Raw genomic sequence first — 15116 nt, forward strand, 5'->3', positions numbered from 1 at the left:
CTAATAGCAGCAATAAAAACTATCCCAATACATCGACTTTAAATGTTCAATAAGAGCAAAAATACGTGATACATTTTACTTTTAACTGAACCCATTAATAAGCGTTAGAAAAGTAAAAAGCGAGAAAAGGCTTTGTTTAACAAAGATAAAAGTCTTTGAGCTTCTGCTTTTTGTTAAAAAAGCAAAGTAGCAATCTGATTGTTGGTGAGGAAAGATCTTATTTTTGTGTATTTTTATTTTTCTATCATTAAGTATTACTATTGAATATCAAGGGTAAAATTTCTATCAAAATCAAAATCATAATTAAAATCTAAGCAAAAAATCATACAAAATTATTTTAAGTGATATGTTCATAGGCACGTTGAGTTCTTCAGTCTTGTGTCATGATTAAATTGTGACTCAAGTGCCTATCTTTAAAAAAATTTATGCTTAAAAATTCTTAGCGTGAATTTTCATTTTAAACAAAAAAATTATTTTAAAACGCCGTCTGTAGCAGTCCTTATCATGTCACGTGCAATAATAATCTGTTGGATCTGCGTTGTTCCTTCATAAAGGCGAAATAATCGTACATCACGGTAAAAGCGCTCTATAGCATATTCACTAATATAACCCGCCCCACCATGTATTTGTAGGCAGCGATCTGCGACCCGACCACACATTTCAGTCGCAAACATTTTTGCACAAGAAGCTTCTGTACTAATATTTTCACCTAAATCACGACGACGTGCCGCATCAATGACCATGCATTTCGCTGCGTAAATTTCCGCTTTTGAATCAGCAAGCATGCCTTGTATCAGTTGAAAATTAGCAATAGGTTGACCAAACTGTTTACGTTCAATCGCATAATTTAAAGCATCATTTAACATACGCTCCGCCATACCAGCACTATAAGCTGCAATATGTAAGCGCCCTTTATCCAGTACTTTCATTGCGGTTTTAAAGCCAACACCCTCTACACCACCAATCAATTGATCTTGATGTACACGACAATTTTCAAAAATAACATCACAGGTATATGAACCTTTTTGTCCCATTTTTTTATCTATTTTTCCAAGTGATAACCCTGATGTACCCGCCTCAACTAAAAAAGCAGATATTCCACCTGAGCCTTTAATATCAGGATTGGTTCTTGCCATGACTGTAAAAGTTTGCGCACGTGGAGCATTCGTAATAAAACGTTTCGTTCCTTTCAAAATATAATAGTCACCCTCCTTAACAGCAGAAGTTTTTAATGAAGCTGCATCAGAACCTGAATCTGGTTCGGTTAAACAGAATGAACCAATAATTTCACCATTTGCATAACGAGGTAAATATTTTTGTTTTTGCTCTTCTGTTCCATCAATTAAAATACCACTTGAGCCAATACCATTATTTGTCCCAATTAAAGAACGAAATGCAGCAGACGTTTGACCTAACTCAAAAGCGACCAATACTTCTTCTTCCATCGTAATACCTAAACCGCCATATTGTTCTGGGATGGTCAGTCCAAATAATCCCATATCACGCATTTTCTGTACAATCTGATCTGGAATAGCATCTGTTTCATCCACTTCATGTTCAAATGGCTTTAATTCATTGTCTACAAAATCTCGTATTGTTGCTAACAGTTGGTCCATCATTTTTTCATCACGAATCATTTTTATTTCCTACTCCATGTAGAATTAATAGTTTTAGATTATATGCAATAATTAACAATTATTTCGCTATACAAAATATAATATCAATTTAATATTATTTTGACAATAAACATTCTTATTTTTTTATAAAAAACAACTTTTAAATTACACTTTCATCCTAATATACAGATAAATTGAAAGTTTTAGATCCTATTAAGGCAAAATTAAGATAAAAATTAAATTTCTCTATACGAAATTTTTACAATAATCAGAGTATTTTGGATGGATTGATTTTTTAACATTAAATATGACTCAATATTGTTCATAAAAAATTCCCAATCAGATAAAAAATCCTTCATCTTATGTATGAAAAATACCGCTTGATTTGTCCTATGGTCATGGCACTATAAAGATACACACGCATAAATTATGATAAAAGTTTTGCAGAGCGAAATTTATTGTTATGATAGTAATCAATGATTCTTTAAATATTGGAATATTATGTATCCTGAAGATGACACAGCACCCGAGCTGATAGAAAAAAAAATAAATTTTGATGAGATTCGTTTAGATCCTATTTCGCATATTCATCGTGAAAATAATCCACAATTTATTGCATCACTGGCACGTGGCTTAGAAATTTTACGCTGCTTTACGCCATCTTCGCAGGTATTAGGAAATCAGGAGCTGTCACAACTTACAGGTTTACCAAAACCAACAATAGCACGCATTAGCAGTACTTTGGTCTCTTTGGGGTATTTAAAGCAATTACCAAATTCTACAAAATACACACTTGATACTGGTGTATTAGCCTTAGGTTATGCGTCTTTATCGAATATTTCAGCACGTATTCATGCACGTCCTTATATGGAAGAAATGGCAAAATATGCTCAAGCACCTGTTGCGATGGCAACACGTGATCGTTTGACCATGCTTTATCTTGATGTTGTACAAGCAGAATCAAATTTGACCATGCGCCGTCCAATTGGATCAACTATTCCATTGCATAATACAGCAATGGGACGTGCTTGCTTGGCAGCTATGACTGAAAATGAACGTGGTTTTATTTTAGAAGCCTTGGCAAAACGTCATAAAGAAGATTGGGCTAAAGTCAAACGGGCTTTGGAACGTTCTTTTTATGACTATCAAAATTATGGTTATTGTCTCTCTTTAAGTGAGTGGCATAAAGAAGTTAACTCCGTTGCCGTACCAATGATTCATCCGATTCATGGTTTATTGGTCTTTAATTGTGGCGCACCAAGCTATTTAGTGGATCAGGAAAAATTGGAAAATGAAATTGGTCCACGCTTAATTTATATGGTGCAAAATATTCAAGAAGCCTTGAATGCCATGTAAATTTTTACATCATTTTTCTATTTATATCAGTAATTTATATCAATAGGACTTAGGCATTGACAACATAAAAAAACACTCAAAACGACATTTTATGCTGTATGGCTTATACCAGTCATGTATATCCTCGGGCAATCAGCCCGAGGTTTTTCATCATCAATCTTGACCTAGCAATAGCTTTAAATAAATTTGAAAAACTTGAATCTCTATAATTTATATGTCGATAATAACAAACTGGTTTCTGTATTATAAATACCTGAAATTTTTCTAATTCTCCCTAGAATCACATCAAAATTTTGCAAACTATCTGAATGTATTTCAACTAATAAATCCCATTTTCCATTGGTTGTATGCAATTGTTGTACAGCAGGATCTATTCTCAACTCAGCAATCACCGCTTGTGCTTTGTTTCCTTCTACCATGATGTTCATCCATGCTTGGATCTGATTCCGCTCAACATTGGGTTTAATTCTTACGGTATAACCTGTAATGATCCCAGTTGTTTCCATATATTCAATTCGTTTTTGTACTGTTGCTCTAGAATTTCTAATTCTCTCTGCAATTTCAGTAATTGAAATACGTGCATTTTCCCTGAGTAAACCTAGAATTTTACTATCCGTTTCGTTCATTTTGAAAAACTCAATAAGCAATTTGATAAAAATAAATAAAATTCAATCAATTTAAAAGCTTTTTTTAATCAAATTGATTGCCAATAATATTACTTATTCGAGGCAACTCAGTAACTTAGTTCAAATCATCAGGAAATTTGAGCAAAGTATCACATTTGGAAAATGTGTAACTTATACCATAACTTTTTAGAGAAAAAGAATGTCTATATCGGCAAATGCATCGAAATATGATCCTTGGTTAGCTTATTTAACGCAAGTGGAACGCGTGACACCTTATTTAGGAAAAAGTATTCAACCTTATGTAAATACATTAAAAGTTGCAAAACGCGCTCTAATCGTAGACTTACCTATAGTCATGGATGATGGCTCTATTCGTCATTTTGAAGGTTACCGTGTTCAGCACAATTTATCTCGTGGTCCTGGTAAAGGGGGTATTCGTTATCACCCTGATGTTGATTTAAAAGAAGTTATGGCTTTATCTGCATGGATGACCATTAAAACAGCAGCATTAAATTTACCTTTTGGTGGTGCAAAAGGTGGAATTAGTGTAGATCCAACAGAATTATCAGCACGTGAACTTGAACGTTTAACACGTCGTTTTACCAGTGAAATTGGTCCTTTAATTGGTCCTCAGGTCGATATTCCTGCACCAGATGTGGGTACTAATCCACAAATTATGGGTTGGATGATGGACACCTATTCAAGTATTAAAGGTCATACCGTCACAGGTGTGGTAACAGGAAAACCTTTACATTTGGGTGGTTCTCTTGGGCGTGTTCGTGCCACAGGTCGCGGTGTCTTTATTACAGGCGTAGAAGTTGCCAAAAATATTCAGTTAGCGATCAAAGACTGCAAAGTTGCCATTCAAGGTTTTGGTAATGTGGGTAGTGAAGCCGCTTATTTATTTGAAGAAGCTGGGGCAAAAGTTGTTGCTGTACAAGACCATACAGGCACTATTTTTAATGAAAATGGAATAGAAGTTGTTGAACTACAAAAATATGTCCACCACAACAAAGGCGTAAAAGGTTTCCCTAAAGCACAAGAAATTTCGAATGAAAATTTTTGGACGCTACAGATGGATATCTTAATTCCTGCGGCATTAGAAGGGCAAATTACGGCTGAACGTGCTCAGCATTTAACTGCAAAATTAATTTTAGAAGGTGCCAACGGTCCAACTCATCCTGAAGCTGATGATGTTTGTTTAGAGCGTGGCATTACGATTGTTCCTGATGTCATTTGTAATGCTGGTGGTGTAACTGTCAGCTACTTCGAATGGGTACAAGATATGTCAAGTTACTTTTGGAGTGAGGCTGAAATTAACGAACGTTTAGACAAGCTCATGATCAATGCGATTGCAGATGTTTGGCAAAAATCAACCGATCAAGATTGTAGTTTACGTACAGCCGCTTACATCCTTGCCTGTGAACGTATTTTAAAAGCACGTCAAGAACGTGGAATTTTCCCAGGTTAATACTTCATTTATTCCCATTTAAACTTAATCAGAGACAGCAAAATGAATGCAAATTTAAAAGTAAATCGTGAAAATTTTAATGAGTTAATTGTACCCGTTTATGCACCCGCTGAGTTTATTTTAACTCGTGGCGAAGGCTCACGTATTTGGGATCAAAACGAAAAAGAATATATCGATTTTGCAGGTGGTATTGCAGTAAATGCTTTGGGACATTGTCATCCTGTTGCTTTAAATGCTTTGATGGAACAAGCAAAAAAACTCTGGCATTTAGGCAATGGTTATACCAATGAACCTGTTTTAGCACTTGCTGAACAATTAATTAATCATACTTTTGCAGATAAAGCATTTTTTTGTAGCTCAGGTGCTGAAGCCAATGAAGCCGCTTTAAAATTAGCACGTAAAATTGGCAGCTTAAGTGATAATCCAAACAAAAATGAAATTATCTCTTTTGAAAGCTCATTTCATGGTCGCACATTATTTACAGTAAGTGCAGGTGGTCAACCAAAGTATTCTAAAGATTTTGCACCACTTCCAGCAGGTATTCGTCATATTCCATTTAATGATCTAGAAGCAGCAAAAGCAGCCATCAATGCCAATACCTGTGCAGTCATTGTCGAACCTATTCAGGGTGAAGGTGGGGTTATTCCTGCAGATCCAGAGTTCTTAAAAGTATTACGTCAATGCTGTGATGAAGTCGGTGCGGTATTAATTTTTGATGAAGTACAAACAGGTGTGGGGCGTACAGGTGCGTTATATGCCTATATGAATACTGATGTAACCCCTGATATTTTAACCACAGCAAAAGCGCTCGGTGGTGGTTACCCAATTGGTGCAATGTTAACCACAAATCGTTATGCCAATCAATTTTCAGTGGGTGACCACGGCACAACTTATGGAGGTAATCCATTAGCTTGTGCAGTTGCAAATGCTGTTTTTAGCTTTATTAATCAGCCTGAAGTTTTATCGGGTGTAGAAGAACGTCATCAATATTTTGTACAACGTCTTGCTGAAATTAATCAAAAATATCCGATTTTCAAAGAATTCCGTGGTGAAGGTTTACTTTTAGGTTGTGTATTAAAAGATGAGTTTAAAGGTCAAGCCAAAAAAATCGTCAATTTAGCAGGTGATGAAGGTTTACTTGCATTGGTTGCAGGTGCTGACGTTGTACGCTTCACACCATCATTAGTTATTCCATTTGCTGATATTGATGCGGGTTTACTCCGTTTTGAACACGCATTAGCAAAATTTCAGTAATATCATCGGGAAGCATATATGATGTTAATTCGTTACATCCAAACAACTGATTTAGAAGATATTTACCAGTTAGCTGAAAAAGCAGGTTTTGGTCTGACTTCATTACAACCACATAGAGAAAAGTTGATGGCACGTATTCAACGTGCTTGTGACACTGTGCAAGGGATCACCCAAAAAGCAGATCAAGTCTATTTATTTGTACTTGAAGATACTCAAATGAATAAAGTCATTGGTTTATGTGGTATTGAGGTTGCATTAGGTTTAAGTGAGCCTTGGTATAACTTCCATGTGGGCACACAAGTACATACATCCAATGCTTTAGGGGTATATAAATCATTACCTACCCTCTTTTTGAGTAATGACCATACCAATTGTAGTGAACTTTGTACGTTATTTTTAGATCCAGACTATCGTAAAAATGACAATGGAAGATTTTTATCAAAAGTACGTTTCTTATTTATTGCAGCTTTTCAGTCGCTGTTTGAAAAGAAAATCGTAGCAGAAATGCGTGGCTACTCAGATGAAAATGGTCATTCTCCATTTTGGGATTCAGTCGGTTATAAATTTTTTAATATTGAATTTACACAAGCAGATTATTTAAGTGGTACGGGTCAAAAAGCGTTTATTGCTGAGTTAATGCCACGTTATCCGATTTATATCGACATGCTTCCTGTAGAAGCACAAAAAGTGATTGGTTTGGTACATCCCAATACTGTTCCTGCAAGTAAGTTATTGCATGAAGAAGGTTTACGCTTTCAAGGCTATGTTGACATTTTTGATGGCGGCGCAACCTTAGAAGCAGATGTTGAAAACTTACGTGCTTTAAAACAAAGCCAAAGTGCAACTGTAGAAATTGTCTCTGAAATTAGCCAAACGCAAACGACGAGCCCGCTCATGATCGCCAATGATCATTATGCAGACTATAAAGCGATTTTAGTTTTTCATGCACCTGTTGATGGTGTATTACAACTCACTGAGCAACAAGCAGCTCAACTCAATGTACAAGAACATGATGTTGTACGTCTCCTTTCGATCAGAGTATCTGAACAGGATGCCGTTAAACAACTCTCACATCATACGCTAGGAGAGGCTGCATAATGTCTTTAGGCTCTGTATTTATTGCTGGACAATGGTCAAATGCAATGGGTTCTACCTTTGTCAAAACCAATCCCGTTGGTGAAGAGATCATTTGGTTTGGTCAAGAAGCAACGGTGGATGATGTACAACGTGCGTGTTTAGCTGCTCGTCAACAATTTTTAAGCTGGTCACAAACATCACTGAGTTCTCGTATTGAAATTGTTGAGAAATTTGTTGCTCTATTGAAAGAAAATCAAGAGCATTTAGCAAATGTCATCAGTCAAGAAACCAGCAAACCTCGCTGGGAAACATTAACTGAAGTGCAATCTATGATTGCTAAAGCTGCTATTTCTATTCGCGCATATCAACAACGTACAGGTGATACAGCAACAGATTTACCTGATGGTAAAGCCACATTACGACATCGTCCACATGGTGTTTTGGCTGTCTTTGGTCCGTATAATTTTCCTGGGCACTTACCTAATGGACATATTATTCCTGCTTTAATTGCAGGGAACTGTATTGTTTTCAAACCAAGTGAGTTAACCCCGTGGACAGCAGAAGAAACCGTCAAAATTTGGCAACAAGCTGGCTTACCTAATGGCGTGTTAAATTTAATTCAAGGTGGGCGTAGTACGGGTGAAGCTTTAGCCGAAGCACATGAATTAGATGGTATTTTATTTACAGGTAGTGCAAATACTGGCTATCACCTGCATAAATTAATCGCGGGTCAGCCTGAGAAAATACTTGCGCTTGAAATGGGTGGAAATAACGCACTCATTATTGATGATAATACTGATTTAGATGCGGCTGTCCATCTGGCAATCCAATCTGCGTTTATTTCGGCAGGTCAACGATGTACTTGTGCACGCCGAATTTTAGTCAAAAATTCTGAGTTTGGTGATCGATTCATTCAACGTTTTGTTGAAGTGGCAAAAAACTTAAAAATTGATACTTGGAATGCGACTGAACAACCTTTTATGGGTGGTGTAATTTCAGCCCAAGCCGCAGCAGGATTATTAACCGCTCAAGAACAGTTAATACAGCTAGGTGCCAAACCTTTAGCTCAAATGCGTTTATTGCAAGACCATTCATCATTGCTGAGTGCAGGTATTTTGGATGTAACGGGTATTGAAAATATTCCCGATGAGGAGTATTTTGGACCGCTCACTAAAATCTATCGTTATCATGACTTTAGTGATGCTTTAAAATTAGCCAATCAAACTAAATTTGGTTTAGCTGTTGGCTTAATCTCTCCAAATCGCGAATTGTATGAACAACTACTCTCTTCAGCACGTGCTGGCATTGTTAACTGGAATAAACCCTTGACTGGGGCATCAAGCGCAGCCCCTTTTGGTGGTATTGGTGCATCAGGCAATCATCGCCCAAGTGCATTCTATGCTGCTGATTATTGTGCATGGCCAATGGCATCACTAGAAAGTGATCATATTGCATTGCCACAAACATTATCGCCTGGTTTAGTCTTTTAATTTGGAGTGATTCATAATGTCAGGATTTGAAATAAATTTTGATGGGCTAGTAGGACCAACGCATCATTATGCAGGTCTATCTTTTGGTAATGAAGCCTCATTTAAACATCGTCATTTAATTTCAAATCCTCGACTAGCTGCGCAACAAGGTCTAGAGAAAATGAAGGCTTTGGCAGATTTAGGATTAAAACAAGCGGTATTACCGCCCCATCATCGTCCTATTTTGCCTGAATTACATCGACTCGGGTTTCAAGGTTCAGACCATCATTGTCTAGAACAAGCGTATCAAGATGCACCACAAATTTTATCTGCGCTTTATTCAGCATCTTCAATGTGGACTGCAAATGCAGCCACAGTAAGCCCATCGGCAGATACGCAGGATCAGAAAATTCATTTTACGCCTGCAAATTTATGTTTGAATTATCATCGTCATTTAGAACAATACAGCACAGAAAAAATCTTTAAACGTATTTTTCAGGATGAAAATTATTTTGTACATCATCGTGCTTTACCAAATGTTCCTCTTTTTGGTGATGAGGGTGCTGCAAATCATTTACGGTTTTGTCAGGATTATGATCAAACTGGTGTCGAGGTTTTTGTCTATGGCAAAAGTTTTTCGCAAAAACAGCAGCATACACCGACACAATATCCTGCTCGACAAAGTTTAGAAGCCAGTCAAGTGATTGCGCGTTTACATGGTTTGAATGCAAAAAATGTATGTTTTTTACAGCAAAACCCTGAGGTTATTGATCAAGGAGTATTTCATAATGATGTTATTTCTGTAAATAATAAAAATGTGCTTTTTACTCATGAAAAAGCCTTTTTAAATCAAGATCAAGTTTTAAAGCAACTGACTGAACAATTACAACAACAGTCTATTTCACTCAATATTATCCAAGTACCCGAGCAACTAGTCAGTGTACAAGATGCGGTCAATTCTTATTTATTTAATAGTCAAATCATCAGTCATCCAAATGGCACAATGACTTTAGTTTTGCCAGAAGAAGCACGTCAAAATCAGGCTGTTTGGAATTATTTACAACAACATTTATTAGCAGAAAAAACCATTGATAACATTCAGTTTTTTAACCTAAGAGAAAGTATGCAAAATGGCGGTGGACCTGCTTGCTTGCGTTTACGGGTTGCTGTTAATGCACAAGAATATGCTGCTATTCATCCTCATATTTTTTTGAATGATCATTTGTTTATCCAACTTCATGCTTGGATTGAACGACATTATCGTGATCGTTTATCTATACATGATCTCATCGACCCTCAGTTGATGAGCGAAACTCAAACTGCCTTAGATGAATTAACTCAGATTTTGGCATTAGGAGCTATTTATTCTTTTCAAACCTAACCTATGGAGCTGTAAAAAATTATGGATGATTTTCTAAAATTGACATTGAGCGGTGAGCAACCATCGCAAAAATCTGGAGAAAACCAGATCTTACTGTGGGAGTGGATTGCCGAAGGGATTATTCAATTTACCCCACGCCAATCCTATCAAAAAGCCATTGTATTATCCGCAGGTATTCATGGCAATGAAACTGCACCTATTGAAATTTTAAATCAAATTTGTACTGATTTAATTACAGGAAAATTACATTTAAAAGAACAGGTTCTTATGATATTGGGGCATCCTGAAGCGATGCGTCAAGGTGTTCGTTATCTAAATAATGATCTCAACCGTATGTTTTGCGGAGGCAGAGTACATTTAGATGAAGATCAAGAAACACAAAGAGCCTTTCAGCTTGAAAATACTGTTTCTGATTTTTTTAGTCATCAAAATCATGATGTAGATTTTTATCATTATGACTTACATACCGCAATTCGTACTTCATTACTCCCGACTTTTGCACTCTTGCCCTTAAAGAAAGTGCCTTATAACACTACTTTACTAGAAAGCTTAAATGCTGCCCAATTAGATGCGATTGTGAGCCATAATTGTGCTGGGAAAACCTTTACGAGCTATACCAGTGAGCAATTTAATGCACAAAGTTGTACGCTTGAATTAGGTAAAGCACAGCCTTTTTCACACAATAATCTAGAAGATTTTGAAGCAACAAATGTCATGCTTCGTGCGCTTTTGAGCCAAACTAACCTATGTCCTACTGAAAATAATAAAACTAAATATTTTAGTGTCATTGAAAATATCATTAAAAATAATCATAGCTTTAAGCTAAATATCCCTGCTAATGCTCCAAATTTCACCTCTTTTTCACAGGGCGAAATTCTATATTCTCAAGATAAACAAGATTATATTGTTGAAAATGAAAGAATATGGATTTTATTTCCGAACCCTGATGTAAAGGTTGGATTAAGAGCAGGATTAATATTAAAAGAATCCTAAACCAAAGCCGTACCCGTTATACAGCAATGTAATAAACTAAATTTATATGTTTATTTATATTGATCCTTTTTAATATTTTTACCAAAACAGTAAATGTTTAAAAAAAACCGTTTAAATGAAATTGAAAAAATACCGTCATAAAATTTTTATTTATTCATTATATTTTAAATAAAATGAATATAAATTATTTAAATTATGACCAATATATTTGATTTTAAGTTTTTAATATTATATCAAGCTAAAAATTATTTTAGTCAAAATAATATCTGGTTTAAAAAGCATTTATTGCCAAAATATTTATAACCTTTGTTATAAATTGGAGTGATCATTGATGCAAAAAAATGATAGTAAGCCATTTTTAGAAGGAGATCTTCTAGGAGGCAATCATATTAGCCCTGAAGAAGAAGATAAACTTCAACGTTCATTAACCAATCGTCATATTCAAATGATTGCAATTGGTGGTGCAATTGGTACAGGATTATTCATGGGTTCAGGAAAAACACTGAGTGTTTCTGGAACTTCTGTTTTATTTACTTACCTGATTATTGGTTTCTTTTTATTTTTTGTTATGCGGGCGATGGGTGAAATTCTCCTTTCTAACCTGAACCACAAAACTTTCGCAGACTTTGTTACCGCCTATGTTGGACCTGGAGCAGGTTATTTTATTGGTTGGTCATATTGGTTAAACTGGGTTGTCACTGCGATTGCAGATGTCATTATCATTGGTGGCTATATGCAATTTTGGTATCCAGACTTACCTGTTTGGATTCCTGCATTTACTTCAATTATCATTTTAACTTTACTGAATTTTATTGTAGTAAAAACTTTTGGTGAAGTTGAGTTTTGGCTGTCCCTCATCAAAATTTTTGCCATTATTGCCTTTTTAGTTGTTGGGCTTTACTTGGTCAGTACGAGTTTTGTTTCACCAAGTGGCGTAACAGCGTCAGTTTCACATTTATTTGAAAAAGAGTCATTTTTACCGCATGGCTTGGCAGGCTTTTTAGCAGGATTTCAAATTGCCGTCTTTGCTTTTACGGGTATTGAGCTTGTTGGAACAACAGCTGCTGAAACGAAAAACCCACATCAAGCTTTACCTCGAGCAATTAACTCAATTCCATTACGTATTGTCTTATTTTATATTTGCGCGCTTGCTTTTATTATCTGTGTAACTTCTTGGTCTAAAATTGCACCTGATAAAAGTCCATTTGTTGAAATGTTTACATTAATTGGACTGCCGATTGCCGCAGGTTTAGTCAATTTTGTTGTAGCAACTTCTGCATTATCTTCTGCAAATAGTGGTATTTTTGCAACTAGCCGTATGCTTTACGGTTTATCTCTAGAAAAAGATGCACCAACAATATTTAGTAAACTTTCTAAAAGTAAAGTTCCATTAAATAGTCTGATGTTTTCGATGATTTGTGTTGTGATTGGAACTTCTATTTTATTTCTTGTTCCAAATGTAATGACTGCTTTTACGATAGTCACCGCTTTTATTTCTATTTTATGTATCTTTACTTTTGCCATGATTATTGTGGCATATATCGCGTATCGTAAAAAATCCCCTGAATTACATGCTGCATCTTTATATAAAATGCCAGGTGGATTATTTATGGCTTGGTCTACTTTAATCTTTCTTATATTTGTAGTCGTTGTTTTAGCATTTGATCATGACACCATGATTTCATTAGTTGCTTCTCCTATTTGGTTTATTGGACTTTATTTTGGGTATAAATTTAAACTCAAAAAAATAAGAAAAAACCAAGAGAAAGAATCTCCTGTTAGTGAAGTTGAAACATTAAGCTCTAATTAGTTTTTATACCCCAAGGACAGAATATATTTATTTTACCCACATAAATATATTCAACATTATTTTAAGGATTTAACCCATGAAACCTCTATATAAAGCATTATCTTTTGCAATCAGTAGTATTATTTTCCCATCCGCTTATGCAGCGACAGATTTAGTACTGATCAATGGTAAGATTTTTACTGCAAATGCTCAACAAGAGCATGTGCAAGCTTTAGCAATTGAGGGTGATCACATTCAAGCTGTTGGTACAAATCAAACAATTAAAAAACTAATTAATAAAAACACACAAGTTATCGACTTAAAAGGGAAAAGCGTTTTTCCTGGAATGATTGATTCACATAGTCATGCTGTATTAGGTGGGATTCAATTAGGTTCTGCCGATTTGCTTGATGAAATTTTATCTACCGATGAGATTGAAAAAAAGGTCAATGATTTTCATACAAAAGGACTCACGCTCAGTGATGGTACACTAAAAGTACTTGGTGTGAATGGCGCTGCATGGGTACATGCTGATGAACTCAATCAACGTTTTAATCAAGAACAATGGCATGAAGCACCATTGGCTTTAATGGGCAGTGATTATCATACTGGCTGGGCAAATGATGTTGTACTGAAAAAAGCAGGCATTAATAAGCAAATGATTGAAAGCTTGCCAAAAGCGGAGCAACACAATTATGGACGTCTTAAAAATGGCGAACCAAATGGCTTATTAGTAGATGCAGCTTGGGATAAAGTATCTTCTAGTTTACCAAAATATACTGAACAAGAAGTTGATCAGGCAACTGAACGTGCTGTTGCCTATAACAACCGCTATGGTATTACTGCATGGATGGATCCTGCTGCAAATGTCACTCCGAGTGATTCCATTTTTTCTATCGTACCCACTGAAACAACAGTAGGCATTTTACCAGGTTATAAAAATTTATCGCAACAAGGTAAATTGAACGCTCATGTAGTCGCACTTTTGGTTATGAATTCGAAAAGCACACCAAAAGATATTGAAGTGATTAATAAAGTCCGCCAACAGTTTCAAAATGTTGACCATTTATATATGTCTGGTGTAAAAATTTTTGCAGATGGTATTTTAAGATATCCAATGCAAAGTGCTGCCGTTTTACAGCCTTATAAAAACTCAAACAAACGTGGTGAATTACTGGTCGATGAAAATCATTTTGGTGAGTTGGTCACAGCGCTCGACAAGCAAGGCTTAATCGTTCATGTCCATGCTATTGGTGATCGTGCAGTGCGAGAAACTTTAAATGCCGTTGAACAAGCACGTCAAAAGCAACAAAGTAATATTGGTCATTCAATCACTCATATGCAACTGGTCAGTGCAGAAGATATTCCTCGATTCAAAGCTTTAAATGTTTATCCATCGATGCAATTGGCATGGGCTGCCGCAGATGAATATCGCATTCCGCCTGTAAAACCTTATATTGATGAAAAAGCATTTGAGCTAATGTATCCCGTACAATCGTTGAAAAAAGCAGGAGCAATTATCGCTGGCGCAAGTGATTGGCCTGATTCTCCTCCAAATCCGTGGTTATCTATTCAGCAAGGGATTACTCGTGAAGGTTCCTACGGTGTGTTAAATGCCAATGAGCGTTTAGAACGTAAAGATATGTTTTATGCCTACACTTTAAATGCAGCCAAACTCATTGGATTGTCTAATATGATTGGCTCACTTGAAAATGGTAAAAAGGCTGACTTTATTATTTTAGATCGAGATGTATTTAATACACCAACCCACCAATTAAAAGATACTGAAGTTTTACAAACTTATTTTGGAGGAAAATTAGTCTACTCTAAATAATAACGCATTAAAAATACTTCAAATCTTTTCAGTAAAGGTTCATTTCAAGCACAACTTAAAATAAATGAACCTTTACCCTAAATTACTCATTTTACAAGGAATACTTAAAAAAGGCGGTCATGGATGATATTGACGCTTTAGCCCTACTTTTTTTTATTTTTTGTTCAACGTGATTTGAAAGATAAATTATGTGAAAAGCATATGAATCATTTATTTATAAAATCAAATGATTTTTATATTTTCAAACTCA

11 protein-coding genes are annotated in these 15116 nt (G+C 35.6%); 9 read left to right on the forward strand and 2 right to left on the reverse strand.

Annotated features, from left to right (window positions below):
* Positions 1-470: 470 nt before the first annotated feature.
* Positions 471-1637, reverse strand: coding sequence for an acyl-CoA dehydrogenase family protein (locus HX005_RS15395; protein ID WP_286378029.1), 1167 nt, complete (start codon positions 1635-1637; stop codon positions 471-473).
* Positions 1638-2117: 480 nt separating this feature from the next.
* Here HX005_RS15395 and HX005_RS15400 point away from each other — a divergent pair, with 480 nt between their 5' ends.
* Positions 2118-2972 carry an IclR family transcriptional regulator gene (locus HX005_RS15400; RefSeq protein ID WP_286378030.1) on the forward strand — a complete coding sequence of 285 codons (855 nt, stop codon included), beginning with the start codon at positions 2118-2120 and terminating at the stop codon, positions 2970-2972.
* 203 nt (positions 2973-3175) lie between these two features.
* On the opposite strand, the gene HX005_RS15405 is transcribed toward HX005_RS15400, so the two are convergent.
* Entirely contained in the window at positions 3176-3598 is a 423-nt protein-coding gene (locus tag HX005_RS15405; RefSeq protein ID WP_107010098.1) for an Lrp/AsnC family transcriptional regulator, read from the reverse strand.
* A 199-nt stretch (positions 3599-3797) separates the two neighbouring features.
* Between HX005_RS15405 and HX005_RS15410 the strand changes: the two genes are divergently transcribed.
* The 8 genes from HX005_RS15410 (at position 3798) to HX005_RS15445 (ending at position 14866) form a co-directional block, all read left to right on the forward strand.
* Positions 3798-5069: a Glu/Leu/Phe/Val family dehydrogenase gene (locus HX005_RS15410; protein WP_286378031.1), complete on the forward strand. Its 1272-nt coding sequence runs from the start codon at positions 3798-3800 to the stop codon at positions 5067-5069.
* Positions 5070-5111: 42 nt separating this feature from the next.
* Positions 5112-6323 carry a bifunctional succinylornithine transaminase/acetylornithine transaminase gene (locus tag HX005_RS15415; RefSeq protein ID WP_286378032.1) on the forward strand — a complete coding sequence of 404 codons (1212 nt, stop codon included), beginning with the start codon at positions 5112-5114 and terminating at the stop codon, positions 6321-6323.
* Between the two features lie 18 nt (positions 6324-6341).
* Entirely contained in the window at positions 6342-7421 is a 1080-nt protein-coding gene (gene astA / locus HX005_RS15420) for an arginine N-succinyltransferase (protein ID WP_286378033.1), read from the forward strand.
* Positions 7421-8890 carry a succinylglutamate-semialdehyde dehydrogenase gene (gene astD, locus HX005_RS15425; RefSeq protein WP_286378034.1) on the forward strand — a complete coding sequence of 490 codons (1470 nt, stop codon included), beginning with the start codon at positions 7421-7423 and terminating at the stop codon, positions 8888-8890. The genes astA and astD overlap by 1 nt, the downstream gene beginning before the upstream one ends.
* Before the next feature lie 16 nt (positions 8891-8906).
* Entirely contained in the window at positions 8907-10250 is a 1344-nt protein-coding gene (astB, locus tag HX005_RS15430; protein WP_286378035.1) for an N-succinylarginine dihydrolase, read from the forward strand.
* Between the two features lie 21 nt (positions 10251-10271).
* Positions 10272-11243 (forward strand): succinylglutamate desuccinylase, encoded by a 972-nt coding sequence (gene astE, locus HX005_RS15435; protein ID WP_286378036.1) that lies wholly within the window; start codon positions 10272-10274, stop codon positions 11241-11243.
* Between the two features lie 331 nt (positions 11244-11574).
* Complete coding sequence (locus HX005_RS15440; RefSeq protein WP_107009300.1) at positions 11575-13053, forward strand: amino acid permease; 1479 nt, start codon at positions 11575-11577, stop codon at positions 13051-13053.
* Between the two features lie 76 nt (positions 13054-13129).
* Positions 13130-14866, forward strand: coding sequence for an amidohydrolase (locus tag HX005_RS15445; RefSeq protein WP_286378037.1), 1737 nt, complete (start codon positions 13130-13132; stop codon positions 14864-14866).
* Positions 14867-15116: the final 250 nt, after the last annotated feature.

The sequence above is a fragment of the Acinetobacter sp. R933-2 genome (genome assembly GCF_030325485.1).
Lineage (GTDB): Bacteria > Pseudomonadota > Gammaproteobacteria > Pseudomonadales > Moraxellaceae > Acinetobacter > Acinetobacter sichuanensis.

Excerpts from the sequence above, each read along its gene's own strand:
- HX005_RS15395 (WP_286378029.1), bottom strand. The coding sequence starts at position 1,637 with ATGATTCGTGATGAAAAAATGATGGACCAACTGTTAGCAACAATACGA.
- HX005_RS15400 (WP_286378030.1), top strand. The coding sequence starts at position 2,118 with ATGTATCCTGAAGATGACACAGCACCCGAGCTGATAGAAAAAAAAATA.
- HX005_RS15405 (WP_107010098.1), bottom strand. The coding sequence starts at position 3,598 with ATGAACGAAACGGATAGTAAAATTCTAGGTTTACTCAGGGAAAATGCA.
- HX005_RS15410 (WP_286378031.1), top strand. The coding sequence starts at position 3,798 with ATGTCTATATCGGCAAATGCATCGAAATATGATCCTTGGTTAGCTTAT.
- HX005_RS15415 (WP_286378032.1), top strand. The coding sequence starts at position 5,112 with ATGAATGCAAATTTAAAAGTAAATCGTGAAAATTTTAATGAGTTAATT.
- astA (WP_286378033.1), top strand. The coding sequence starts at position 6,342 with ATGATGTTAATTCGTTACATCCAAACAACTGATTTAGAAGATATTTAC.
- astD (WP_286378034.1), top strand. The coding sequence starts at position 7,421 with ATGTCTTTAGGCTCTGTATTTATTGCTGGACAATGGTCAAATGCAATG.
- astB (WP_286378035.1), top strand. The coding sequence starts at position 8,907 with ATGTCAGGATTTGAAATAAATTTTGATGGGCTAGTAGGACCAACGCAT.
- astE (WP_286378036.1), top strand. The coding sequence starts at position 10,272 with ATGGATGATTTTCTAAAATTGACATTGAGCGGTGAGCAACCATCGCAA.
- HX005_RS15440 (WP_107009300.1), top strand. The coding sequence starts at position 11,575 with ATGCAAAAAAATGATAGTAAGCCATTTTTAGAAGGAGATCTTCTAGGA.
- HX005_RS15445 (WP_286378037.1), top strand. The coding sequence starts at position 13,130 with ATGAAACCTCTATATAAAGCATTATCTTTTGCAATCAGTAGTATTATT.